The organism is Mesorhizobium sp. P2_E10 (genome assembly GCF_056404235.1).
In genome coordinates this window covers 844,744-869,583 of the sequence record NZ_JBFUEK010000001.1, presented here as the reverse complement: position 1 = coordinate 869,583, position 24,840 = coordinate 844,744, and the positions used below count along the sequence as shown (strand labels likewise).

General features: G+C 62.0%; 25 protein-coding genes. 15 read left to right on the top strand and 10 right to left on the bottom strand.

The annotated features are described in order from the left end of the window. Positions 1-34 precede the first annotated feature (34 nt). Entirely contained in the window at positions 35-856 is an 822-nt protein-coding gene (locus tag AC1D0N_RS04240) for a tetratricopeptide repeat protein (protein WP_477241892.1), read from the top strand. Positions 857-981: 125 nt separating this feature from the next. On the opposite strand, the gene AC1D0N_RS04235 is transcribed toward AC1D0N_RS04240, so the two are convergent. The 9 genes from AC1D0N_RS04235 to AC1D0N_RS04195 form a co-directional block, all read right to left on the bottom strand. Then, the gene (locus AC1D0N_RS04235; protein WP_477241687.1) at positions 982-1,995 is read right to left on the bottom strand and encodes a type II secretion system F family protein; all 1,014 of its coding nucleotides are present in this window, start codon (positions 1,993-1,995) and stop codon (positions 982-984) included. Between the two features lie 32 nt (positions 1,996-2,027). Continuing rightward, positions 2,028-3,041: a type II secretion system F family protein gene (locus tag AC1D0N_RS04230; RefSeq protein ID WP_477241685.1), complete on the bottom strand. Its 1,014-nt coding sequence runs from the start codon at positions 3,039-3,041 to the stop codon at positions 2,028-2,030. Between the two features lie 29 nt (positions 3,042-3,070). Next, positions 3,071-4,573, bottom strand: a complete 1,503-nt coding sequence (locus tag AC1D0N_RS04225; RefSeq protein ID WP_477241683.1) for a CpaF family protein — start codon at positions 4,571-4,573, stop codon at positions 3,071-3,073. Between the two features lie 29 nt (positions 4,574-4,602). Beyond that, a complete protein-coding gene (locus AC1D0N_RS04220; RefSeq protein WP_477241681.1) occupies positions 4,603-5,886 on the bottom strand; it encodes a CpaE/TadZ family protein in 1,284 nt (427 codons plus the stop codon). Positions 5,887-5,912: 26 nt separating this feature from the next. Then, positions 5,913-6,653 carry a CpaD family pilus assembly protein gene (locus tag AC1D0N_RS04215; RefSeq protein WP_477241679.1) on the bottom strand — a complete coding sequence of 247 codons (741 nt, stop codon included), beginning with the start codon at positions 6,651-6,653 and terminating at the stop codon, positions 5,913-5,915. Between the two features lie 14 nt (positions 6,654-6,667). Continuing rightward, entirely contained in the window at positions 6,668-8,188 is a 1,521-nt protein-coding gene (locus tag AC1D0N_RS04210) for a type II and III secretion system protein family protein (protein ID WP_477241677.1), read from the bottom strand. Next, on the bottom strand, positions 8,185-8,994 hold the full coding sequence (gene cpaB / locus AC1D0N_RS04205) for a Flp pilus assembly protein CpaB (RefSeq protein ID WP_477241675.1): 810 nt from the start codon (positions 8,992-8,994) through the stop codon (positions 8,185-8,187). Before cpaB ends, AC1D0N_RS04210 begins: the two co-directional genes overlap by 4 nt. A gap of 208 nt (positions 8,995-9,202) precedes the next feature. Further along, positions 9,203-9,721: an A24 family peptidase gene (locus tag AC1D0N_RS04200; protein ID WP_477241673.1), complete on the bottom strand. Its 519-nt coding sequence runs from the start codon at positions 9,719-9,721 to the stop codon at positions 9,203-9,205. A 149-nt stretch (positions 9,722-9,870) separates the two neighbouring features. Next, complete coding sequence (locus AC1D0N_RS04195) at positions 9,871-10,044, bottom strand: Flp family type IVb pilin (protein ID WP_477241671.1); 174 nt, start codon at positions 10,042-10,044, stop codon at positions 9,871-9,873. Positions 10,045-10,399: 355 nt separating this feature from the next. Here AC1D0N_RS04195 and AC1D0N_RS04190 point away from each other — a divergent pair, with 355 nt between their 5' ends. The 3 genes from AC1D0N_RS04190 (at position 10,400) to AC1D0N_RS04180 (ending at position 12,230) form a co-directional block, all read left to right on the top strand. Continuing rightward, a complete protein-coding gene (locus AC1D0N_RS04190) occupies positions 10,400-10,822 on the top strand; it encodes a pilus assembly protein N-terminal domain-containing protein (protein WP_477241669.1) in 423 nt (140 codons plus the stop codon). Positions 10,823-10,996: 174 nt separating this feature from the next. Further along, positions 10,997-11,572, top strand: a complete 576-nt coding sequence (locus tag AC1D0N_RS04185; RefSeq protein ID WP_477241667.1) for a TadE/TadG family type IV pilus assembly protein — start codon at positions 10,997-10,999, stop codon at positions 11,570-11,572. A gap of 88 nt (positions 11,573-11,660) precedes the next feature. After that, positions 11,661-12,230 (top strand): TadE/TadG family type IV pilus assembly protein, encoded by a 570-nt coding sequence (locus AC1D0N_RS04180; protein WP_477241665.1) that lies wholly within the window; start codon positions 11,661-11,663, stop codon positions 12,228-12,230. 93 nt (positions 12,231-12,323) lie between these two features. On the opposite strand, the gene AC1D0N_RS04175 is transcribed toward AC1D0N_RS04180, so the two are convergent. Beyond that, positions 12,324-13,286 carry a phosphate/phosphite/phosphonate ABC transporter substrate-binding protein gene (locus AC1D0N_RS04175; protein ID WP_477241663.1) on the bottom strand — a complete coding sequence of 321 codons (963 nt, stop codon included), beginning with the start codon at positions 13,284-13,286 and terminating at the stop codon, positions 12,324-12,326. A 134-nt stretch (positions 13,287-13,420) separates the two neighbouring features. Here AC1D0N_RS04175 and AC1D0N_RS04170 point away from each other — a divergent pair, with 134 nt between their 5' ends. The 11 genes from AC1D0N_RS04170 (at position 13,421) to AC1D0N_RS04120 (ending at position 24,839) form a co-directional block, all read left to right on the top strand. Continuing rightward, positions 13,421-14,662, top strand: coding sequence for a phosphopentomutase (locus tag AC1D0N_RS04170; RefSeq protein ID WP_477241661.1), 1,242 nt, complete (start codon positions 13,421-13,423; stop codon positions 14,660-14,662). Next, entirely contained in the window at positions 14,655-15,545 is an 891-nt protein-coding gene (gene mutM, locus AC1D0N_RS04165; RefSeq protein ID WP_477241659.1) for a bifunctional DNA-formamidopyrimidine glycosylase/DNA-(apurinic or apyrimidinic site) lyase, read from the top strand. Before AC1D0N_RS04170 ends, mutM begins: the two co-directional genes overlap by 8 nt. A 20-nt stretch (positions 15,546-15,565) precedes the next feature. After that, positions 15,566-16,339 carry an enoyl-CoA hydratase gene (locus AC1D0N_RS04160; protein ID WP_477241657.1) on the top strand — a complete coding sequence of 258 codons (774 nt, stop codon included), beginning with the start codon at positions 15,566-15,568 and terminating at the stop codon, positions 16,337-16,339. Positions 16,340-16,589: 250 nt separating this feature from the next. Then, entirely contained in the window at positions 16,590-16,856 is a 267-nt protein-coding gene (gene rpsT / locus AC1D0N_RS04155) for a 30S ribosomal protein S20 (protein ID WP_477241655.1), read from the top strand. A gap of 922 nt (positions 16,857-17,778) precedes the next feature. Beyond that, positions 17,779-19,251 carry a chromosomal replication initiator protein DnaA gene (gene dnaA, locus AC1D0N_RS04150; RefSeq protein WP_477241653.1) on the top strand — a complete coding sequence of 491 codons (1,473 nt, stop codon included), beginning with the start codon at positions 17,779-17,781 and terminating at the stop codon, positions 19,249-19,251. Positions 19,252-19,551: 300 nt separating this feature from the next. Next, positions 19,552-20,670 (top strand): DNA polymerase III subunit beta, encoded by a 1,119-nt coding sequence (gene dnaN / locus AC1D0N_RS04145; RefSeq protein WP_477241651.1) that lies wholly within the window; start codon positions 19,552-19,554, stop codon positions 20,668-20,670. An 83-nt stretch (positions 20,671-20,753) separates the two neighbouring features. Beyond that, positions 20,754-21,899 carry a DNA replication/repair protein RecF gene (gene recF, locus AC1D0N_RS04140; protein ID WP_477241649.1) on the top strand — a complete coding sequence of 382 codons (1,146 nt, stop codon included), beginning with the start codon at positions 20,754-20,756 and terminating at the stop codon, positions 21,897-21,899. A 31-nt stretch (positions 21,900-21,930) separates the two neighbouring features. Then, on the top strand, positions 21,931-22,686 hold the full coding sequence (locus tag AC1D0N_RS04135) for a molybdopterin-synthase adenylyltransferase MoeB (protein WP_477241647.1): 756 nt from the start codon (positions 21,931-21,933) through the stop codon (positions 22,684-22,686). A 4-nt stretch (positions 22,687-22,690) separates the two neighbouring features. Further along, positions 22,691-23,179 carry a GNAT family N-acetyltransferase gene (locus AC1D0N_RS04130; protein ID WP_477241645.1) on the top strand — a complete coding sequence of 163 codons (489 nt, stop codon included), beginning with the start codon at positions 22,691-22,693 and terminating at the stop codon, positions 23,177-23,179. Further along, positions 23,176-24,429, top strand: a complete 1,254-nt coding sequence (locus AC1D0N_RS04125) for an aconitase X (RefSeq protein ID WP_477241643.1) — start codon at positions 23,176-23,178, stop codon at positions 24,427-24,429. The genes AC1D0N_RS04130 and AC1D0N_RS04125 overlap by 4 nt, the downstream gene beginning before the upstream one ends. Further along, the gene (locus AC1D0N_RS04120) at positions 24,426-24,839 is read left to right on the top strand and encodes an aconitase X swivel domain-containing protein (protein WP_477241641.1); all 414 of its coding nucleotides are present in this window, start codon (positions 24,426-24,428) and stop codon (positions 24,837-24,839) included. Before AC1D0N_RS04125 ends, AC1D0N_RS04120 begins: the two co-directional genes overlap by 4 nt. Position 24,840: the final 1 nt, after the last annotated feature.

The following is a 24,840-nucleotide window of genomic DNA, read 5'->3' as shown; positions in this document are numbered from 1 at the left end:
ATGGCCACGCATATGAATGGAGACCCAGGTGCCCATGCCGACCAACCGCACAACGAACGCCACGGGAAAACGGTTGATCACCACGGCATTGATGATGGCACTTGCGGCCGGCATAGCCGGTTGCGGCACCAGCAAGTTCACCACCGGCTCCATCGGGCGCACCAGCGGCAAACCGCTGGAAACCATGTCGGCGGGCGAACTGCACACCGCCACGACCGCGCTCGGCGAATCCTATGCCCGAAACCCCGACGACAAGCGCATAGCGACAAATTATGCGGCGGCATTGCAGATGGACGGCGACGCCGACCAGTCACTCGCCGTGATGCGCAAGCTGGCGATCGCTCTGCCGAAGGATCGCAGCGTGCTCGCCGCCTACGGCAAGGCGCTCGCCGCCAACGGCCAGTTCGAGCAAGCGCTCGACGCCGTGCGCCGCGCGCAGACGCCGGAATATCCGGACTGGCGGCTGGTTTCGGCGGAGGCCGCCATTCTCGACCAGCTCGGCCAGAAAGACGAAGCCCGCCAGGATTACCGCAAGGCGCTCGACCTCAAGCCGAACGAACCCTCGATCCTTTCCAATCTCGGCATGTCCTATGTGCTGGAGGGCGACCTCCGCACGGCCGAGACCTATATGCGTTCGGCCGCCCAGCAGCCGAACGCCGACAGCCGCGTGCGCCAGAACCTGGCGCTGGTCGTTGGCCTGCAGGGGCGCTTCGACGAGGCTGAGAAGATTGCTTCGCAGGAGTTGTCGCCCGATCAGGCGCAAGCCAACGTCGCCTACCTTCGCCAGATGCTTGCCCAGCAGAATGCCTGGAGCCAGTTGAAGGATCAGGACAAGACGAAGCCGGCGACCAACTGAGCGCAAACGCCTCTGCGTCAAACCGGCCCCAACTCTCAAGCATGTGCCCAAAAAAAGCAAAAGCCGCGCTGCGTGAGCAGCGCGGCTTTTGTGTTGATTCGTGGATTCGCAGATTTCGATGACGCCTACTGGCTGGCCTTGTGCTGGTCGCCGAAGATGCCACGCTGGCTTACCTGCATGCCGGCGGGTCCCAGAATGATGGCGAAAAGCACCGGCAGGAAGAACAGGATCATCGGCACGGTCAGCTTCGGCGGCAGGGCCGCGGCCTTCTTCTCGGCCGCGTTCATGCGCATGTCGCGGCTTTCGGCGGCAAGCACGCGCAAGGCGTGCGCCACCGGCGTGCCGTAGCGCTCGGCCTGGACCAGCGCCTGGGTCACCGATTTCACCGATTCCAGACCGGTGCGGTTCGCCAGGTTTTCGTAGGCCTGCTTGCGTTCCTGCAGATAGGAGAGCTCGGCATTGGTGAGGATGAATTCTTCCGCCAGCGCCACCGATTGCGCGCCGATCTCGTCGGCAACCTTGTGAAGCGCTGCCTCCACCGACATGCCTGATTCAACGCAGATCAGCATCAGGTCGAGCGCATCCGGCCACGCCATCTGGATCGACTGCTTGCGCTTGGAAGCGCGATTGTTGACGTAGAGGATCGGCGCGTAGAAGCCGCCATAGGCGACGAGAATGCAGACGAACACTTTCACGAAAGGCGGCCGTTCCGGCAGCCCGCCAAGCACGAACAGGTAGATGGCGGCCAGCGCGAAACCGACGAAGGGCAGGACCAGCCGGAAGAAAAGGAAGCGCGTCAGCGGGTTTTGCCCGCGAAAGCCCGCCACCTTGAGCTTCTGCAGTGTCCCTTCGTCAGCCAAAGCGCGCCGCAGATCCAGCCGGTCGACAATGTTGCGCATGCCGATCGATTGTTCCTCGCGCAGACCCTTGCGGCGGCGATCGGCTTCGGTGGCGAGCCGCGCGCGCTGTTTTGCACGCAATTCATCGCGCTCGAGCGCCACCGATTTCATGCGCGCCTTGAGCTGATTGCCGCTAAGGGCGGGCAGCAGCGTGAAGACGGTCGCAAACACCGCGATGCCCACCAGCAAGGCGATCAGGAAGGCGGGGTCGGTAAGGGATTTGACGACTTGGTCGGTCATTGGTTTCTATCTCTCGAGGTCATGCCCGGATTCTAGACATCGAAGTTCATCATCTTGCGCATCACCAGAATGCCGATCGACATCCAGACGCCGGAACAGCCAAGAATCAGATTGCCGGTGCTGGTGACGAACAGCGGCATGATGTAGTTCGGGCTCGACAGGTAGACGAGAAGGGCGACGACGAAGGGGAGCGCGCCGATGATGACGGCGGAGGCCTTTGCTTCCATCGACAACGCCTGAACCTTGGCCTTCATCTTCTTGCGGTCGCGCAGCACGCGCGAAAGATTGCCCAGCGCCTCGGAGAGATTGCCGCCGGCCTGAGACTGGATCTGGATGACGATGCCAAAGAAGCTTGCCTCGGTGCATGGCATCGTTTCGGCCATACGCAAGGTGGCATCGGGGATCGACAGACCCATCTGCTGGGAATCGACGATGCGACGGAACTCGGTCCTGACCGGCTCGGGAGATTCATTGGCGATTAGGCGAACGGCGTCGTTCAGCGGCAGGCCGGATTTGACCGCGCGCACGATGATGTCGAGCGCGTTCGGAAACTCGTTGAGGAAAGCCTTGACGCGGCGCGCGCGGCGAAACGAAACAAACCAGCGCGGCAGGCCCAGCGCTCCGGCCAGCAACGCACCCGGCAAGACCACCAACGGCGCGCCGCCGAAATAGGCGAGAGCCGTGAGCACGATGCCGCAGACCACGGAGTAAATGTAGAAACGCTCCAGGGAAACCTGCATGCCAGCCTGACGGATCTGGGCCTTCAGTGGCGGTTTCTTGACGACGCGGTCCTTGGATTTCTGCTTTTCGTCGAGGTTCTTCAGCGAATCCTGAACCGACTTCTTCCGCTTGACTGCTTCGGCGGCGCGATCGCGCGAAGCCTTGACGACGGAACGATCGGTCTCCGCGGTCTTGATCGTCTCAAGCCGCTTGCCGACCTGCTTCTCATTGGTGATGCGGGTGAACAGGAAAGCATAGGCGACCGCGCCAGCGCTGAAGCCGGCGAGCACGATGAATGCCAGTATGGTGCCGTCAATTCCGAACATTGATCAGAGCCCCTACGCCTCCAGATGCGTCAGTCAGCGCGCTTCTCCATGGACTCGAGCGCAGCGGCGAGGCGCTGTTCCTCGCCGTAGTAGCGCGCGCGATCCCAGAAATGCGGACGGCCGATGCCGGTCGACACATGCTCGCCCAGCAGCCTGCCATTCGCGTCCTCGCCCTTGATGTTGTAGAGCACGACATCCTGCGTGATGATGACGTCGCCTTCCATGCCGATCACTTCGGTGATGTGGGTGATGCGCCGCGATCCGTCGCGAAGGCGTGCCGCCTGGATGATGACGTCGATGGAACCGACGACGATCTCGCGCACGGTCTTTTGCGGCAGCGAGAAGCCGCCCATGGCGATCATCGATTCGATACGGTTCAGGCATTCGCGCGGGCTGTTCGAGTGGATCGTTCCCATCGAACCGTCGTGACCGGTGTTCATCGCCTGCAGAAGGTCGAAGACTTCCGGTCCGCGCACTTCGCCGACGATGATGCGCTCGGGCCGCATGCGCAGGCAGTTCTTGACCAGGTCGCGCATGGTCACCTCGCCCTCGCCCTCGAGGTTGGGCGGGCGCGTTTCGAGACGGACGACATGCGGCTGCTGCAATTGCAACTCGGCCGAGTCTTCACAGGTGATGACGCGTTCCTCGCGGTCGATATAGTTGGTCAGGCAGTTGAGCAGGGTCGTCTTGCCCGAGCCGGTACCGCCCGAGATGACGATGTTGCAGCGGACGCGGCCGATGATCTTGAGGATCTCGGCGCCCGACGGCGAGATGGCGCCGAACTTGACCAGCTGGTCGAGCGTCAGCTTGTCCTTCTTGAACTTGCGGATGGTGAGCGCGGTGCCGTCGATGGAGAGCGGCGGCGCGATGACGTTGACGCGCGAACCGTCGGGAAGGCGCGCATCGCAGATCGGGCTCGATTCATCGACGCGGCGGCCAACCTGGCTGACGATGCGCTGACAGATGTTGAGCAGCTGCTGATTGTCGCGAAAGCGGATGCCGGTCTGTTCGACCTTGCCGTTGACTTCGATGTAGACGTTCTTGGAGCCGTTGACCATGATGTCGGCGATGTCGTCGCGGGCAAGCAATGGCTCCAGCGGCCCGTAGCCAAGCACGTCGTTGCAGATGTCCTCGAGCAGTTCTTCCTGCTCGGCGATCGACATCGCGAAATTCTTGATCGCAATGATGTCGTTGACGATGTCGCGGATTTCCTCGCGCGCGCTCTCGGGGTCGAGCTTGGCTAGCTGCGACAGGTCGATGGTGTCGATGAGCGCGGAGAAAACCTGGCTCTTGGTGTCGTAGTAGGTTTCGCTCTTTTCGCGCTGGACTCTTTTCGGCTCCGCCGCCAACGGCGGCGCCTCGACCGCGCGGCGCGCCGGCGGCGCAGCAGCCTGAGGCGTTGCCGCAGGCCGGGCCAGAACCGCCGTTTCCGCAGTTGCAGCCGCCGGAGCTGCAGGGGCAGATGCCGGTGCTGGCTGGCGGAACTCCGGGGTGAACCGGTTGCCGTCGTCAGAGCCTCTTTTACCAAACATGATCGACTACCAATTCCGCTTAAGGAGCGTCATTTCTTGTTGCGCGAGAGTTTGCCGAGGAGATTGCCGAGGCCGGCTTTCTTCTTCGCCTTGATTTCGCTGCGCCCGGTCAGCACATGCGCGATTTCGTTGATCATGCCGACGACCGGGCTCTTGGCGTCCATCTCGCCCAGCATGCGCCCGTTGTTGGCCGCGTTGCCGAACAGCAGCGGATCAAAAGCGATGACCGACATCGGCGAGATGCCAAGCGGTTCGGCGAAGTCCGACGATGCAATCTCGGGTCGCTTTGGCATGCCTGCCTGGTTGATGATCAGCTTGGGCGGCGGGTCGTTGGGGCGAAGCCGTTTGAGCATGTCGACAAGGTTCTTGGTGTTGCGCAGATTGGCCAGTTCCGGGGTTGCAGTGATGACGATCTCGTCGGCCTTGATCAGGGTGTTCTTGGTCCAGCCTGTCCAGACATGCGGGACATCGAGCACCAGGAGCGGCACGCTGCGCTGGGCCACGTCGATAAGCTGGGCAAAAGCGTCGGGATCGAAATCGTAGACCCGTTCGAGCGTGGAAGGCGCTGCAAGCAACGACAGGTGCTCGGAGCACTGTGCAAGCAGCCGGTCGAGATAGACCTCGTCGACGCGTTCGGGTGAAAACACCGCCTCGGCGATGCCTTGTGCCGGATCCTGGTCGAAATTGATGTTGGCCGTGCCGAAAGCCAGGTCGAGATCGGCGACGACCACTTCGGACTTGAACAGCGACGACATCGCCCACGCCACATTGTGGGCAATGGTCGATGAGCCGACGCCACCCTTGGCGCCGATAAAGGCGATCGAGCGGCCGATCGGCTCGGCTTCCGGATCGACGAAGATCGATGAGACCACGCTGACGATGTCAGCCATCGACACCGGTGCGATGACATATTCGGAAATGCCGGAGCGGATAAGTTCGCGGTAAAGGCCGACATCATTATAGTGGCCGATCACCACGACCTTCGATGTCGGATCGCAATATTCGGAGAGCTGGGCGAGCTGCTCCAGCAATTGTTTGGGCTCGCTGCGCGATTCCAGCAGGATCAGGTTCGGCGTCGGCGCCGACTGGTAGAACTCGACCGCGGTGGCGACGCCGCCCATATGGACCTTCAGATGCGCCTTCGCCATGCGGCGATCCTCGCCAGCGCGCTCGATGGGATTGGCGACACCTTCGGTCTCGCAAAATGCCTGGATCGAGATGCGCGGGATCGGCCGCAGCGCCTGCATCGCGGCGATGTCCTGTTGCGACGTGTCGCCGCTGTCGGATGGGGTCTCGTAGGCCAGATTGCTCATGTCCGCGTGCTCCAGACTGCGATCGATCAATAGTCGACTTCTGTTGAGGGAACCGGCGAGTAGAATGGGGCCTTTCGATATCCGTCGATGACGACCCCACGCCTCTCAGCGTCGATGGGCGTCTGCTTGCGCGGCCCAAGCAGGTCGGCCGGATTGGCCATCTGGGCGGCAAGGTTGTTCTGATACGAGCAGCCATAATCGGCATAGTGCTTGTTTTCCGACGACTGCAGCATGTCCTCGGGCCAGCGCCCGCATTTGTCGGTCTGGGCTTTCGTCGAGATATAGGCAACACGGACCGGGGCCGAGGCCTCGACCGAAGCTGACTGATAAGTGGTCATCACGATCCGGTTGCGGCTGATGCCGCTGGCCACCGCCAGCCTGGCGAAGTCACGTCCAGCCGCCGTCGCCGCGAGCTCATTGGCGGAGCCAACCGGAACTGCGATCGTCAACGATGGGGCGGCGCTCTTGTCGTAGCCGTCCAGGAAACCCAGAAGCGTGTCGCGCTGGAAGCCGGTCATGCCGCGATCGCCGGCGCCGACCGGAAGGTCGATCTTCTCGTTCTTCTCCGCGATGACGATCGGGTGCGTGGTGCGATAGTCGTCCGGAATTGCACCAACCGTGATGCTGTCGCGCCTGAGACTGGCGCAACCGGCGAGTGACGCCGCGACCGCGATCGCCAGGATCGGAACGGCCGACCGGAAGATGCGCTCGCGGTTGGATCGTACCGTTGCGGCGATCGTCATTGCCTTTGATGCTGACTGAGACATGTCCGCTTCCCCGCTTACTTGTAGATGAAGCCGACAACGCCGTGATAACGGCCGTTGGGCTTGTCGGTCTGCATTGTGCCGTAGACGCGATTGACGCGGCCGAGGAACATGCCGGCGCCATCACTCGGCGCATTGAAATTGTCGTCCGGCTTGGCCAGATCATTGCGGGCCACCGGTCGCGCCAGGTAGGGCGTGATGATGACGACGAGTTCGCTTTCGTTGCGTATGAAATCCTTGCTGCGGAAGAGTGTGCCAAGCACCGGTATCTTGCCGAGGCCCGGTAGTGCCGACACAGCCTGACGAACGTCGTCACGGACCAATCCCGCAATCATCATCGAGCCGCCGGAGGGTAACTCGACCGTCGTGTCGGCAAGTCTCTTGCGGATCGAAAGCAGGCTGGTTCCGGGCAAGCCCCCGCTGGCTTCAAGCGTGGTGGCGCCTTCGGTGGTCGGCTCCGAGACCGACGTCCTGACCTTGAGACTGATGCGGCCAGCCGACAACACCACGGGCTGAAACTCGAGGCCAATGCCATATTCGATTTTCGTGTTCGTATACGTGACAGGTCCGGTGCCTGTGCGTTGGGTGATGAGGTTATACTGGCCGCCTGCCTTGAAGGTTGCCTTCTCGCCCGAGACCGCCGTAAGCGTCGGTTCCGCCAGCGTCTTCATGACGCCGCTTTGTTCCATTGCATTGATGTAAGCTTGCAGCCCGTTGCCGCCGGCACTGCCCAACGCCATGTTGGAAAGCTGCGAAATCGGTTTGCCCAACCCGAAAGGCGGCGAGCTTATCGCGCCGGCGCTGATGCCGTTGATGCTGCCGTTTCCGATCAGATTGACGCCGAGCTGCTTCATCACCGAGCGGCTGACTTCCGCAACGGTCACCTTCAGCGTCACCTGATCGTCGCCGATGATCTGCAACAGGTTGACGATCTTGCTGGTACGACGCTCGGAATCCGGATTGTTTATGTCGACGCCGCCATTGGCCGAACCGCCGGCCGCCGTCTGTGAATACTGTCCCGTGGTCGCCTCACCGCCGGACACGAAGATGGTCGCGAGATCGACGGCGCGCTTGGCGTCCAGCGGCGTGTCCACGGTTCCGGTCAGGACGACGTTGTCGTTCAGCAACTCGACCTTGATCTGCGCCGTCGGAAGGAAACGCCTGAGGTAGTCTTCCAGGCCGGCAACGTCGCGTTCGACGGCCAGGTCCAGGCTGACGATCTGTTCGCCATTGGGGCCAAAGACGAAGATGTTGGTCTCGCCCACGGACTTGCCGAACAGGTAGATGCGCCTTGCTGTGCGGGTCACCGCATCGGCGACCGCCGGGTTGGCGACCAGGATGTCATAGGCATCACTTGGCAGGTCGATGACCACCGACTTGTTGAGGCCAAGCTTGACGCGCTGGGTGGCGGCTGAAGCCGACACCTGGGCATTCTTGCCGGCGGCCCTCGCCTCGACGAGGCCATGCGCATTCACTCCGAACAGAAGCAGGCCAATTGCTGCAACCATCGTGACAGGCAGTTTGTCGTTTAGCTTCATTTCCTTGCCCCCACTTCGGAAACTTCGCCCGACTTGATCAACCGCACCGTTCCGCGCCGCCCATTGCCGGAAACGAGGTAGTCGGCCTCATCCGAGCTCTTTTCCTGGTTGTCCGTGATTGACCGCAGCGCCAGAGTCAGGCGATCCGCCATCTGCTGGGCGACAGTGATGATCTCCGCCTGCTGCGGCGTCAGCTCCAGCGTGGCGGTCTGGCCGACCCTGGTCTTCTTGCCTTCCTCGTCCTCCTGGATGGTCTGATCGATCGCCAGGACGCGGATGTTCTTGAGGATGGTCTCGGTCGTAAACCCGCTGCCGCCGCTGACGTCGGACCTGCGGGTCATAATGACGTCGACAAAATCGTTGGGAAGAATGAAGCCGCCTGCCGAAGTATCGGCCGAGATCGCCGTAGCGACGGCACGCATGCCGCTGGGCAGGATCGACGACATGAAGCTTTGCCCCTCGCCGATCAGCTTGGAGCGCCGCAACGGTTCGCCAGTGTACATCGCCACGCGGGCGACGGAGCCTTTCAGCTTCTCTAGCGCCTCGGGCTCGGCAGCGCGAGTGATGAAGTTTGCGTTGATGCCGTTGGCCGGCCAGGACTCCCAGTCGATGTTGTTCTCAAGCTGGCTGCCCATGGCAACGTCGCCGGAAAGGACAAGCACATCCTGCAACGCGATCGCCGGTGCCTGCGGGGCACCGACAACGACCTGAGGCGGCGGAGCCACCACCATTTTTTTCGCAACATATCCTGCGCCACCTGCCGCGGCCACCGCCACGCTCAGAATGATCAGTCGGGATGCTGGCATCTGTCCGAACCCTCGCCTTTTTTGGCAAACCACCTGGCCAGGTCGGACTTTGCAGCGGCAATCGTCAAAACAAGGTTAATGCAGTGCTTACGATCGTGATTAATTTAAGGTTTACATAAATTAGACGGAACCGGTTCCCGCAAACGGGAGAGGCGGCCAAGCCGCCCCTCCCTAAGACAATATTTCAAACCGGACTAGGTCAGAAAAACTAGGCGGCCAACCTTGCCAGCGCCCACACCATCAATGGCGAATCGGGATAGGCAATCAGCCCGCCTATGCCGAGCGCGATGCCATAGGGGACGCCGCCAGCGTCGTCGGCGAAGTGGCGCAGGAACGCATTGTGGCTCGTATAGGCCGCCAGCGGCGATTTCCGATAGACGAGGATGGCGAGCGTCAGCAGACCGCCTATGAATGTCGAAAAGACGAGATATTCGACAAGGTGGATGTTGAGCCCCATCCAAACGGCAGTGGCAGCCAGCAGCTTGGCGTCGCCGCCGCCCATGCCGCCGAGCGCAAAGAGACCGAATGTCACCGCCAGCACCAGACCGCCAGCGGCGAAATGCCAGCCATAGGTTGCCCAGTCCATACCCGTCAGTGGCGCGACCAGGGCAAAAACAGCCAAAAGCAGGACCGGCACGCGATTGGCGATCGTCATCGACAGCGTGTCGGAGATCGCGGCAAAAAGCATGCAAAACGGAAAGACAACGAAAATCAGAGCTTCAAGCATGGGCACGGCGCCTATGTGAAATTATACCTGGCCTCAGTCTAGGCAGGCTCGATTAACGATTGGTGATGCCAAGAATTCAAAGTGGTCATAACACGGAATAAGGGCCGCCAGTGAGGCGGCCCTTGTTCTGAAATAACGACCAGATATCGTTAGTTAGAGTTATTCACCGCCGAAGCGATGGCCGTGAACTTGTTGTTCAGGGCGTTGCCGAGCGAGCCAGCGCCGACCATGATGGCGAGCGCAATGAGAGCGGCGATCAGACCGTATTCGATGGCGGTCGCGCCGGATTCGTCCTTCACAAAACGTGCGATGAGGTTAGACATTTGAGAGCTCCTACTCCACGTGTTACAGCACTTCCGTCAACTTCTGTTTGGTGGTTGATCGGATGCTGCCAATCTAGGGAGAAGCTCTTTCGATCGGCTTAAGAAACAGGATTACCGATTCCTTTCCGGTGCCCAACAGCTTGCGTGGTTAACCGTGAGCTAAACATAGGGTGATGGACTGACCGCCGGAAAAAGGCCTGGAAAGGCGCAGCTGCCGGGTTGTCGGAATGCTGTCTGCTTTATCAAATGCGAGCAGCTCGATGCAGGCGCCACCGCGCCGGTCGTCAACTTAACCGTTGGTTCACCAATCTCGTTCATGTTCCGTTGAACAGTTTGCTGCCGTGGGAGCGCCTCAATGACCGGGTCGAGATCATTATTTCTGATTGCCGCGTTTCTCGTTGCGCCGACTTTCATCGTGCCCGCCAAGGCTGGAGCCGGCATCGAAGTCACCATGAACCAGGCGAAGATCGTCAAGTTGACGCGCGCCGCCGACACGATCGTTGTCGGCAATCCGGCGATCGCCGACGCCGCCGTACAGGATGCGTCGACAATCGTATTGACGGGTAAAGGGTTCGGCGTCACCAACCTGGTCGTTCTCGACCAGGACGGCAGCCCGATCATCGACGAGCAGGTCACCGTGGTGCGGCAGGCCGCGTCATCGGTGCGTATCTACAGACGTGCCCAGATACAAACCATGTCCTGCACGCCCTATTGCGAGAGCTCCTTCAAGAGTGACGCCGAGAAAAACTCCGAAGCCGAGATGAGCGCCGGCCAGTAGGCGATCAGGGCCATCTGTTTTTCCCGGCAACGCCGCCTCCCTTGCTGAACATGCCGCTGCGGTTAGCGGGCGGTTAACGCCATCTCGCAGAATTTAACGGTCATCCAAACCGGACCTCAATGGGTTTTCGCTAATGTTCCGGCCGATACCGCATCAGGATTGGCAGGGACGGGAATGAGCTGGGACCCAAAACCCGAAATCGGCAAGGGCAAGGCAGGGCGGACGCGCTTCCTTGGTGATCGGCGCGGCAGCACGGCAGTCGAATTTGCGATGCTTGCTTTGCCGTTTGCACTTCTCGTCTTCGCCATCCTGGAGAGCTGCATCTCATTTGGCGGGCAAGAAGTGATGACCAACATCACCGACGATATCGCCCGTCAGCTGCGTACTGGCCAGCTAAGACAGGCCGATGTGACGGGAAACAAGCTGAAGGACATGATCTGCGCCAGACTGGAGATCATTGTCGCCAAGAATTGCCCCGGTTTGCTGGTGGATCTGCGGGCGTTCCCGACCTTTGACGACGCGGCCAAGGCTGGCTTCAAGATTTCAGGCGCAGACATTGTACTGACCGGCACGACGGATACGACTTTTCAGGTCCAGACAGGTTTGGCGGAATCGAAGAACATGCTGCGGGTTTTTTACAAATGGCCGGTCATGACAGATTTCATGGCCAGTTCGATGGCCAACATTGAAGGCGGAAAAACGCTGCATTTCGCATCGGTGACCTGGCAAAACGAGCCGTTCAACAACTGAAAACTGCGCTGTTGCGTCAGCAAAAGAGGGTAGAAGCATGTATCGTGCGGGGGCGCATTCGCGGATTTCACTCACATGGAAGAGAGCGATGCGGTTTTTTCCCGATCGCCGCGGTGTCGCGGCCGTCGAGTTTGCCCTGATCGTGCCACTTCTGTTTGTCATGTATTTCGTGACCATGGAGGCCTCGCAGGGTTTCGAGACCAGCAAGAAAGTCAGCCGCATCAGCTCCATGGTAGGTGACCTCGTTGCGCAGCAGACGTCGGTCGTCAAGGCAGATCTGACCGCCATCATGAAGATTGGCAATTCCACGCTTCGGCCCTACAATCGCTCAGTCCCCGATATCATCATCACTGCCATACAGATCTCCACCGATCCGACGCCGAAGGTGCAGGTGGCGTGGTCGTGGAAAGTGGTCAATGGCACCTATAGCGTCGACGCCGCCAAGGACAGCACCACGACCGTTCCGGCAACGGTCAAGATCGCTGGAACCTTCCTCATTCGCGTTCAAACCACTCTCGCATACAAGCCGATCGTCACCTGGTCGCAAGACCAAGAAGAACGGGTTGGATTGACCTCGGCCTTCGACAACATAAAGATGAGTGAAACCTTTTATTTCAGCCCCCGCCGAGCCCTGACGATCCCTTGCAGCGACTGCTGAAGCAATTTCGGTCGCACGGCTTGCTTCAAACGCGCGACGCGCTCTTTCGAAATGACAGGCCCTGAAGCGAACCTTCGGCTTGGGATCAATGGCCTACTGACCGTCGCCTGACACCAGGTGCACGATGGCTGCGGCCATCGCATAATCCTGCGGACCGGCGACGGTGAACCCTCCGGAATGTTTCGTTTCCAGGAGATCGTAGACGTCTGGCGACAGCGATCTGAGATTGGTGAGGAAGATGGTGAGCCGACGCTTGGCCTCGGGGTCAAGCTCGCTGCGGACGGCATGGGGGCCATATCGCAGCAGGCCGGACGTCCATATGACCTGAAGCGCTGACTGTGATATTCCCGCCGCCTCCAGTCTCGCCATGGTGCCATCCGGGTCAGCTGGCTGGTTGCCGGGTATGGTCGGCTGGCCGTCCGCCGTGGCGGTCTCCCAGCCAAACAAGGCATCGGCCTGGCCGTCGACCAGCATCGCTTCGGCAGCAGCAGCCGATTCGGCATGGGTCAGAAACGGCGCATCTTCGGTGATCCCGACACCTTCGGCCGTCAGCCCGGCAAGCGGCAAAAGGGAACCGCCAATGCTGTCAGCCGGCGCCATGGCGATCCGGTGATCCTTCATCGCGGCCAAATCGGCAACCTTGCCGTCCCGCGTCAGCAAGACGGAGCGGATGCCGATGGCACCGTCGGCATCGACCGGCGCCACGAGCGGTTCGACGCAGCCGCAGCGCTGCGAGGCGGTGGCGTAGGCGGTTGCCGAATAGATGGCGTATTCGATGCGGGCATTGGCCTGGGCCTCGATCAGCGCGGCATAGTCGCGGGCAACGACAAATTCGACCTTCATGCCAAGCGCCTTGGTATAGGCGTCCGTCAGCAGTGCCAGACCCGGAACGGTGTTGCCGGCGCCGGGTTCGGCGACGATGCCGATGCGGAACGTGCCGATGTCATCGCGCCAGTCGGCGCGTGCGGCGTTCGGCCAGGAGGCGCCAAGCAGCGTCAGGACGGCCGCGAACGCCTTCCAGGCAGGCTTCTTGCCGAAATTTGCCGCCCGTCTCATCGATCCCTGCCCATGCCGCCATTTGGCCACGTCCCGACTATCGCGCCAAGCCGTTGCGGTTTGGTTTCCGAATTGCCAATGGCGGTGCGGAACCCTATGTCTGGGCCAACAGACAGGCAACGATGAACCCTCCAATGGCGCGCGCTTTCCTCTTCGTTCTCGATTCTTTCGGCATCGGCGGCGCCGCCGATGCCGAAGCCTATGGCGACGCCGGCTCCAACACGTTCGGACATATCGCCGAAGCCTGCGCGCAAGGCCGTGGCGACCGCGATGGCCTTCGCAGCGGACCGCTTTTCGTGCCCAACATGCTCTCCCTCGGTCTCGGCCATGCGGCCGAAACCGCGACGGGCTTCAAGTTCGACAGCAAAGGCAAGGCCCCTCTTGCCTCCGCCTTCCACGGCGCGGCGCAAGAGGTTTCGAGCGGCAAGGACACGCCATCGGGTCACTGGGAAATCGCCGCCTTGCCGGTGCGCTTCGACTGGGGCTACTTCCCGGACACCGTGCCGGCCTTTCCAGCCGAGCTGACAGCGGCGATGATCAGGGAAGGCAACGTGCCGGGCATTCTCGGCAATTGCCATGCGGCGGGCACCGAGGTCATCGAGCGGTTCGGTGAGGAGCATATCCGCACCGGCAAGCCGATCTGCTACACCTCGGTCGACTCCGTCCTGCAGATCGCCGCGCATGAAGTGCATTTCGGCCTTGAGCGGCTCTATGAATTCTGCCAGGTGGTGCGCAGGCTTGTCGACCCGCTGAAAATCGGCCGGGTGATCGCGCGGCCGTTCCTGGGCGAAACCGTCGCCACCTTCGAGCGGACGTACAACCGCCACGACTACGCCGTGCCGCCGCCGGAACCGACGCTGCTCGACCGGCTGACCGCGCGCGGCAGCCGGGTCATCGCGGTCGGCAAGATCGGCGACATCTTCGCCCATCGCGGAATTTCGGAAGTGCGCAAGGCTCCGGGCAACATGGCGATGTTCGATGAGGCGCTGGGCGCGATGGACGACGCCGGCGACGGCGATCTGGTGTTTGCCAATTTCGTCGATTTCGACACCGAGTTCGGCCATCGGCGCGACGTTGCCGGCTATGCGGCGGCGCTCGAAGCCTTCGACCGGCGCCTGCCTGAAGCGCTGGCAAAACTGCGCCACGGCGACCTTCTCATCCTGACCGCGGACCATGGCAACGATCCGACCTGGCGCGGCACCGACCACACGCGCGAGCGCATTCCGGTGATCGGCACCGGGCCGGGGCTCAAAGGCGGCGACATTGGCCTCAGGACCACCTTCGCCGATATCGGTGAAACCGTGGCCGAACATCTCGGGCTGGCACGCGGCCGGCACGGCGCTTCCTTCCATGCCACGATCGGCGGCCATGCCTGAGTTGCCTGAGGTCGAAACGGTCCGGCGCGGCCTGCAACCGGTTCTGGAAGGTGCCCGCATCATCAGCGTCGAGGCACGGCGCCCCGACCTGCGCTTTCCGTTTCCCGCAAAATTTTCCGAACGGCTGACCGGCAAGACCATTGCGGCGCTCAGCCGCCGGGCCAAATATCTTGTCGTGCATGTGGAAGGCGGCCCGGTGCTGATCTGCCACCTCGGCATGTCGGGCTCGTTCCGCATCGAAACATCCGATGGCAGCGAGATACCAGGCGAGTTCCAGCACGAGCGCTCGAAGAGCACCACTCATGATCATGTCGTGTTCCATGTCGCCTCTCCCGAAGGTGCCCAATCCCGCGTGATCTTCAACGACCCACGCCGCTTCGGTTTCATGCTGTTTGCGGAAGGCGAGCCCGATAGCCATCCGATGCTGAATGGACTGGGCGTCGAGCCGACCGGCAACACACTGGACGGCGCCCTGCTCGCCTCGCTGCTGAAGGGCCGAAGATCGCCGTTGAAGGCCGCCCTCCTCGACCAGCGGCTGATCGCCGGGCTCGGCAATATCTATGTGTCGGAGGCGCTGTGGCGCGCCGGCCTGTCGCCATTGCGCGAGGCAGGGACGATGGCGAAACCTGGCAAGAAAGCCAAAGCGCAGAGCGAGCGCCTGGCTGATGCGATCCGCTCGGTCATTGCCGATGCGATCGCGGCCGGCGGGTCGTCATTGCGCGACTATGTGCACGCGGACGGGTCGCTCGGCTATTTCCAGCATTCCTTCGCCGTCTACGATCGCGAAGGCGAGCCCTGCCCCACGCCCGGCTGCGGTGGCCACATAGAGCGCATCGTGCAGAGCGGGCGCTCGACTTTCTTTTGCCGGACCTGTCAGGTGTGAACCAAGGAGGAGACCCAGTCATGGCCTATGAAACGATCATCGTGGAAACACGCGGCAAGGTCGGGCTGATCACGCTGAACCGGCCGAAGGCGCTCAACGCGCTGAATTCGCAGGTTTTGGCGGAATTGGTTGCGGCCGTGAGCGCCTTCGGCGCAGACACCGCTATCGGCGCCATGGTCATCACCGGTTCCGAAAAAGCCTTTGCCGCGGGCGCCGACATCAAGGAAATGCAGGCAATTTCCTATGTCGATGCCTATGTGCAGGACTTTTTTGTCGGCTGGGAAGAGTTCACGCGGGCGCGAAAGCCCGTTATCGCGGCGGTCGCCGGTTATGCGCTCGGTGGCGGCTGCGAACTGGCGATGATGTGCGATTTCATCATCGCCGCCGATACCGCCAGGTTCGGCCAGCCCGAGATCACGCTCGGTGTCATGCCCGGCATGGGCGGATCGCAACGGCTCACCCGCTTCGTCGGCAAGTCGAAGGCCATGGACATGTGCCTGACCGGACGGATGATGGATGCCGCGGAGGCCGAGCGTTGTGGCCTCGTGTCGCGGGTCGTGCCGGCCGGCGACCTTGTCGAGGAGGCGCTGAAGGCGGCCGCCAAGATCGCCGATTTTTCGCTGCCGTCGGTGATGATGACAAAAGAAGCCGTCAACCGCGCCTTTGAAACGACCCTTGCCGAGGGGCTGCGGTTCGAGCGCCGCCTGTTTCACTCGCTGTTTGCGCTGGACGACCAGAAGGAAGGCATGGCGGCCTTTGCCGAGAAGCGGAAGCCGAATTTCACCAACCGCTGATGCATGTCGCCCAAAAGTGGCCCCGGTTTTGGGAGAACGACATGCATAGAACAAAGACCTAAAGCGCGTCGCCTAAATCCGTTCAAACGCGACGCGCTTTAGGATCACCAAAAAGAAGGCCAGACAGCGTTGACGCGCCGGAAAAGCTGAACTATAAGCCGCTCCAACCGAGGCGGCCCTGTGGCTGCCCGTTTGTTTTTTGCGCCCTGCGGCATCCCGCATGCGCCCACCAGATCAGAAGAGAGGCATCATGGCCAATACCTCCTCGGCCAAAAAGGCAACGCGCAAGATCGTCCGTCGCGCGGCGATCAACAAGAACCGCCGCTCGCGCGTGCGCACCTACGTCCGTCAGGTCGAAGAGGCGCTCGCCGCCGGCGACAAGGTTGCCGCGCTGGCCGCCTTCAAGACCGCCGAGCCGGAATTGATGCGCGCCGCGACCAAGGGCGTGATTCACAAGAATACGGCGTCCCGCAAGGTGTCGCGCCTGGCTCACCGGCTCAAAGTCCTGTCGGCCTGAAATAGCTTTCCTGAACTTGCGTTCTTCGAACCCGGCGGATCACGCCGGGTTTTTTCGTTTGCCGGCAAGTACTTAAAAAAGAACGCCCGCAAAACGAACTCGACTTGGATTTCAAAGCTCGGAATGCTTTGCCGGCACATACATGTCCGCGAGCGCTCCGATCCGCCGAAACTGGCGTTGCCAATAAATTTGGCTGTCACAAATTACCTTTATTTTTCAAATACTTGCTGATGGTCATCCACAGCTTGTTCACATCGACCGCGGGCGATCGGGGACAAGTAGCTGTCAAGCGAAATATTTCAGAAAATTTCGCGCCGTGTGGCCTTTTTCACATTCGCCGGAAAAGGGTTTGAATCACAATGGCTTTGTCAAAATGTGCAGTTGCAGCATCGGGGCTCAACCCGTCTCCACTAACCAGATTCCTTAAAAATCCGTTAGTCATGGCCTTGCCCTATCCACAGCGATTTCGGTAATGTCCATCCATCGAAAGGGACGGGCCATTGGCCCTCAACCCAGCCTGAATCGGCCAGCACAAAATGGCAGAATTCATGACGTGGAGTAATTCCGCGCACGGGCTTAGTTTGTCTTTTTCGATGTGGGTTAGGGGACTGGCGTAATTGTTACATGGCAGGTCAGCGGCGCCGGCGTTTTCGCCGGACGGCGATGCATTGCCCGGACGCGGTCAAGACGGACTGGCTCAGGCGCCGGTGCCGGTCCCTTGGTGACGAGGCAACATTCATCCGCCGGCGGCGGCGATGGTGTTGTAGCGAATGAACGGTGGCCGGACATACGGATGCAGGAGGCGCATCCCCGGCTGAAACAGGTACAAAAAGAACAAGGAACGCGGATCATGCAGAGCGGCATCGAGCGGGAGCTTACGGGTGACCTCCCATTTCCTGGAACTCTAGTCGGAGGGCACGACATGGCGGCTTCCAGCGACGCGGAACAAAAGTTCGATCGGGTCAAGACCCAGTTGAAGGCGCGCCTGGGAACCGAGGTCTATTCGAGCTGGTTCGGTCGGATGAAAGTTGCCGAGGCATCCCGGGGCATTGTTCGCATCTCCGTGCCCACGGCCTTCCTGCGCTCGTGGATCAACGGCCACTATCTCGACCTCATCGCCGAGCTGTGGAAGCACGAAGACCCGGAAGTGCTCAAGATCGAGATCGTCGTGCGCACCGCGACCCGTCCGGCACGCAACGGCGTGGAGCCCGAAGTGGTCCCAGCACGCAAGATGACCCGGCAGACGCAAACGGCGCTCGCCGCCGGCACTGTTGGTCCCGGCCGCGTGGAGCGGGCACCGGCACCGCGCCCGGGCACGCCGATCGAAAGCGAGTTCCGGCACAATGTGCTCGGTTCGCCGCTCGACCCACGCTATACGTTCGGCTCCTTCATCGAAGGTCCGTCGAACCGAGTGGCTTTCGCCGCGGCCAAGGCGGTGGCGGAATCGCAGTCGAGCGCGGTGCGCTTCAATCCGCTCTTCCTTCATGCGACGGTCGGGCTCGGCAAGACCCACCTGTTGCAGGCGATCGCGGCCGAATCCCTGAAGCAGAACCCGAAATCGCGCGTCGTCTATCTGACGGCCGAATATTTCATGTGGCGCTTCGCCACCGCGATCCGCGACAACAACGCGCTGACGCTGAAAGAACAACTGCGCGACATCGACCTGCTGATCATCGACGACATGCAGTTCCTGCAAGGCAAGTCGATCCAGCATGAATTCTGCCATCTCATCAACATGCTGCTCGACAGCGCCAAGCAGGTGGTGGTTGCCGCCGACCGGCCGCCGTCGGAGCTGGAATCCCTGGAACCCCGTGTCCGCTCGCGCCTCAATGGCGGTGTCGCGCTGGAAATGTCGGCGCCGGATTTCGCCATGCGCATCGGCATGCTGAAGCTGCGTCTCGCCACCGCCAAGGTTGACGATGCATCGCTCGATATTTCGGAGGAGATCCTCAACCATGTCGCCCGCACGGTGACCGGCAGCGGGCGCGAACTCGAAGGCGCATTCAACCAGCTTCTGTTCCGTCAATCGTTCGAGCCGCAGATCACCATCGATCGCATCGACGAGATTCTCGGCCATATCTACCGTTCGGGCGAGCCGAAGCGGGTGCGCATCGAGGACATCCAGCGCATCGTCGCGCGCCACTACAATGTGTCGAAGACAGAGCTTCTGTCCAACCGGCGCACGCGCACCATCGTCAAGCCGCGCCAGGTCGCCATGTATCTGTCGAAGGTGATGACGCCGCGCTCGCTGCCGGAGATCGGAAGGCGTTTCGGCGGCCGCGACCACACGACGGTGCTGCACGCCGTGCGCAAGATCGAGGATCTGTCCGGCGTCGACAACACGCTGGCGCAGGAACTTGAGCTGCTGAGAAGGCTGATCAACGACCAGGCCTGACCGACAGGAAAAACCAAGCGCGTCGGGTTTGAGAGGATCAAAGCGACGCGCTCTAAGTCTCTGTTTTATGCATGTCGTCGTCCCAAAACCGCCGCGCACTTTTGGGCGACATGCATTGGCTCGCGGGCTTCGCCAGCTTTATCCCCAGAAAGCCCGCGTAACCGGTGTGATCCGGTGGCGCGGGCTTGCGTTTGGTGGCTTTTTCCTGTCAGTTTGTGCAGATTCTGAGCCTGTTCAGACCTTTCGCGGGGCGCCGCTCACTGGTGACCCGTTCATTCATTCAAGCGAGCCTGTTTCGTCATGCGTGTTATCCTGGAACGGTCAAATCTCCTGAAGTCTCTCAACCACGTTCATCGCGTGGTCGAGCGACGCAACACCATACCGATCCTGTCGAACGTGCTGCTCAGCGCCGAGGGCGCCAGCCTTGAAATGAAGGCAACCGACCTCGATCTGGAGGTGACCGAAGCCACGCCCGCCAAGGTCGAGCGCGGTGGCGCGACCACGGTTCCGGCGCATCTGCTCTACGACATCGTGCGCAAGCTGGCCGAAGGGGCGGAGGTCATGCTGAAGACCGACGAGGACGGCAACGCCATGACGGTGACGTCGGGCCGTTCGAGCTTTCGTCTCCAGTGCCTGCCGCAGTCCGATTTCCCGGAGCTCTCGGCCGGATCCTTCTCGCACATCTTCCGGCTCGATTCGGTGGCGCTGAAAGGCCTGATCGAGAAGACCCAGTTCGCCATCTCCACCGAAGAGACGCGCTACTATCTGAACGGCATCTACCTGCACACCCACGAGACCGGCGGCAAGCTGAAGCTGCGCTCGGTGGCGACCGACGGCCATCGGCTGGCGCGTGCCGAGATCGACGCGCCGGCAGGGTCCGAGGGCATGCCCGGCATCATCATTCCACGCAAGACGGTCAGCGAGTTGCAGAAGCTGGTCGACGACCCTGATGTCGCGGTGACCACCGAATTGTCCGACACCAAGATCCGCTTCACCATCGGCAGCGTGGTTTTGACCTCTAAGCTGATCGACGGCACCTTCCCCGACTATCAGCGGGTCATCCCGACCGGCAACGACAAGAAGCTGATCATCGACCGGCAGAGCTTTGCCGCCGCCGTCGACCGTGTCTCGACCATTTCCTCCGAACGCGGCCGGGCGGTAAAGCTTTCGATCACCGAGGGACAGGTCACGCTCGCCGTCAACAATCCGGATTCGGGCAGCGCCACCGAGGAACTGGCCGCAGACTATTCGTCGGATCCAATCGAAATCGGCTTCAATGCAAAATATCTGCTCGACGTCGCCGCGCAATTGACCGGCACGGAGGCAAAATTCATGCTGGCGGATGCCGGCTCACCGACATTGATCCACGACATGGCCGATGAGACAGCGCTTTATGTGCTGATGCCCATGCGCGTGTAGTCGCACTGCGGCGCCCAAGTCCGGCTCCGCGACAATGTGCGACTGCGAGAATGATTGCGGCGACTTCGACAGGCGGATAGCGGTTGCCCGGGCAAACCCATATAAGTAAGCTTACACTTACCAATTTCCGCAACTACGCGGCGCTGTCGATCGACCTTGGCCCTGGCGCCGTGGTGTTTTCCGGTGACAACGGCGCCGGCAAGACCAACCTCCTGGAAGCGATTTCCCTGCTGACACCGGGGCGCGGCCTACGCCGCGCGCCTTACGTGGATGTGGCGCGCGAAGGCGGCGATGGCGGCTTTGCGCTGCATGCCCGGATCGGCGGGCCGGACGGCCAGGTCGAGATCGGCACCGGCATTGCAGGTGGCGACACCGCCGGCGAGGGCGGCCGGCGGGTGCGCATCAATGGCGCGGCGGCGCGATCGGCCGAAGATATGCTGGAATGGCTGCGCGTCGTCTGGCTGACGCCGGCCATGGATGGTCTGTTTCCAGGACCGGCCGCCGACCGCCGGCGCTTTCTCGACCGGCTGGTGCTGGCGATCGATCCGCAGCACGGCCAGCGCGCACTCGACTATGAAAAGGCGATGCGCGGCCGTAATCGATTGCTTACGGAAGGATCGCGCGACGGCGCCTGGTTCGATGCGATCGAGACGCAGATGGCCGAGACCGGCGTGGCGATTGCGGCGGCGCGCGCCGAACTGGTGCGCCTGCTCACTGCCATGATCGACAGACTGCCCAGCACGGGACCGTTTCCGCAGGCCGACATCAGCCTGTCCGGCGAACTGGAAAGCGAAGTCAGCACCTCGCCCGCCGTCGATGTCGAGGAGCGGTTCCGCGCAGCACTTGCCCAAGGCCGCGACCGCGACCGCGCCGCCGGTCGCACGCTCGACGGCCCACACCGTTCGGATCTGCTGGTGCGGCATAGGCCGAAGGCGATGCCGGCCGAACTGTGCTCGACCGGCGAGCAGAAGGCGCTGCTGGTCGGCATTGTCCTGTCGCACGCCCGGCTGACCGGTGAGATGTCGGGGATGACGCCGATCCTGCTGCTCGACGAGATCGCCGCCCACCTCGACAGCGGCCGGCGCGCAGCCTTGTTCTCGATCCTCGAAGAGCTGAACTGCCAGGCGTTCATGACCGGAACCGACGCGGCGCTGTTTTCCAGTCTCAAGGGACGTGCACAATTCCTGACGGTCGACCACGGTACGGTTGGGCCAACCGAAGACCACTGACAAGATTTTTGCGCCACTATATGGTCCGGCAATGATCCTTGCTGCCCTCACCGACGAAGAGCTCGAGCGCTATGCCCGCCACATTGTGCTGCCGGAAATCGGCGGTGCCGGCCAGCAGAAGCTGAAACGCGCGCGGGTGCTGGTCATTGGTGCCGGCGGGCTAGGCGCGCCGGTACTCGAATATCTCGCCGCCGCCGGCGTCGGCACGCTCGGCATCGTCGATGACGACAGCGTCTCGCTGTCAAACCTGCAGAGACAGGTGATCCACGATACCGACGCGGTCGGCATGGCCAAGACCGACAGCGCCAAAGCGGCGATCTCACGCATCAATCCCAATGTCGTCGTCGAACTGCACGATTTCAGGCTGACGGCGGACAACGCCCCTGCCCTTGTTGCCGGCTACGACATCGTCGTCGACGGCTCCGACAATTTCGAAACACGCTATGTGGTGGCCGATGCCTGTGCGGCGGAAAAACGGCCGCTTGTGCACGGTGCCGTTGGACGCTTCGATGGCTCGCTGACAGTGCTGAAGCCATTCGAGACCGGGACGGACGGGAGGCAGAACCCTGGATATCGCGATCTGTTTCCCGAAGCGCCGCCGCCCGGACTGGTGCCGTCCTGCGCCGTCGCCGGTGTTGTCGGCGCGCTGACCGGCGTCGTCGGCACGCTGCAGGCGATGGAGGCGATCAAGCTGATCACCGGCATCGGTGAACCGCTGGTTGGCAGATTGCTGCTTTACGATGCGCTGACGGCGCGCTTCGACACAATCCGCTACAAGAAGAATTGACCGCATGGACCAGTCCACGGGCGTTTTCATCATGCAGCTTCCCGCCGATTTCGAAGGTTGGGACGAGGTGCTGGTGCTGATCATGCGCGCCTTCGCCTCCATGGACGGCATCATCGACCCGCCATCCTCGGCGCATTTGCTGAATGTCGAAAATCTGAAACAGAAGGCCGGCCAGGAGACAGTGTTCCTGGCGCTGAAAGACGGCGGGATCGTCGGCTGCGTTTTCGTGCTGGAGAGGACTGAAGACTTTTATGTCGGAAAGCTCGCCGTCGAGCGCGGCTTTCAGGGACAAGGCATTGGCAAGCAGTTGATGCAAACTGTCGAAGCTCTTGCCCGTAGCCGCAGCAAGGCTGCCATCGAGCTTCAGACGAGGATCGAGCTTACCGCAAATCATGCAGCCTTTGCCCGCCTCGGCTTTCGTGAAACCGAGCGCACCGCGCATAAGGGCTATGACAGGCCGACCTCGATCACCATGCGCAAGGTGCTTGCATGAGCCTCGCCCTCAGCCCTGAAGAACAGGCAATCGCCTCCGGCCAGGACGGTGCCGCGATGGCGATGCGCATCGTCGCCGATAGCGCCCGCCTGCTCGGCGCGCCGCGGCTGATCCCGATCGCCTCGGCACATATCGATGGTGCGCTCTATCACGGCGATTCCGGCACGCTGTTCGCCGAGAAACTGGTCGAAGGCAAAGCGCGAGTCGCGGTGCGGTCGACGCTCAATGTCGGGGCGCTCGACCTGATGGGTTGCTCGCGCATCCGCCTCGAAGAGCCGGCGCGCGGCATGGCGCGGCGAATGATGGACGCCTACCGCAAGCTTGGCTGCGAGCAGAGCTGGACCTGCGCGCCGTATCAGGCCGGGCATCGACCGGCGCTGGGAAGCGACGTCGCCTGGGGCGAATCAAACGCCGTGGTGTTCTGCAATTCGGTGCTGGGCGCGCGCACCAACCGTTATGGCGATTTCCTCGACATCGCCTGCGCCATCACCGGTCGCGCGCCCGACTACGGCTTGCACCGCGCCGAGAACCGGCGGGCGCGGCTGGTGTTCGACGTCTCTAGGCTTGCCGCTTCATTCCTCGGTTCGGACGTGGCGTGGCCGGTGCTGGGCAGCCTCTATGGCCGCGAGGTCGGCAATGCCGTCGGCGTCGTCATCGGCGTGCCACGCCATCCCGGCGAGGATGCGCTGAAGGCGTTCGGCGCGGCGGCGGCATCGTCGGGCGCGGTCGGTCTCTTCCACATTGCCGGCGTCACGCCCGAAGCGCCCGACGCCGAGACCGTTCTGGGCGGCACCGCGCCGGAAACGGTGATCCGCGTCACACCTGATATGATTGCGAAGGCCCGCGCAGGTCTTTCGACGGCAGCGAAACCAACAACCATCGATGCGGTGGCGATCGGCAGCCCGCACCTGTCGCCCGCCGAGTTCGATGCGCTGGAGCGGCTGATCGCCGGGCGGCGGCTCAGCGTGCCGATCTACGCCTGCACCGGACGCCATGTGCTTTCGGGGCTCGAACAGAGCGGCCGGCGAAAAGCGCTCGAAGCAAGCGGGGTGATCATTGTTGCCGACACCTGCGTGGTGGTGACGCCGATCCTGCCCGACCTTGCCGGTGGCGTCCTGATGACCAATTCGGGAAAGTTCGCGCATTACGCGCCAGGCAATACCGGCTATTCCGTTCTCTACGGATCATTGGTCGACTGCGTGGAAAGCGCTGCAACCGGTAAGCCAACGTTTACGGATATTGCCGCATGAGCGCTGCTGCCGAAATCCTGGTGCCGGGCAAAGCTGGCGAAGGCGCGGCGCTGGTGCTGACCGCGCCGATCAGTTTCTGGGGCGGCGTCGACCCGAAGTCCGGCCGCATCGCCGATGTCCGCCACCCGCAGCATGGCGAAAACCTTTCCGGGCGCGTGCTGTTCCTGCCGGGCACGATCGGCTCGTCGTCGGCATCCGCCGTCCTCTTGGAACTCGTCCACAATGGCCACGCGCCGGCGGCACTGGTGCTGCACGAGCCGGACGCGATCCTGCTGCTGGGGCTGATCGTCGCCAGGGAAATGGGTTGGCAGACGCCAATGGCGCTGCAGCTGAGGCGCGATGTCTTCGAGAGCTACCGCGGCAGCAATGTGAAAGTCGCAGACGACGGCGCCCTCACCATCGCGGCCTAAC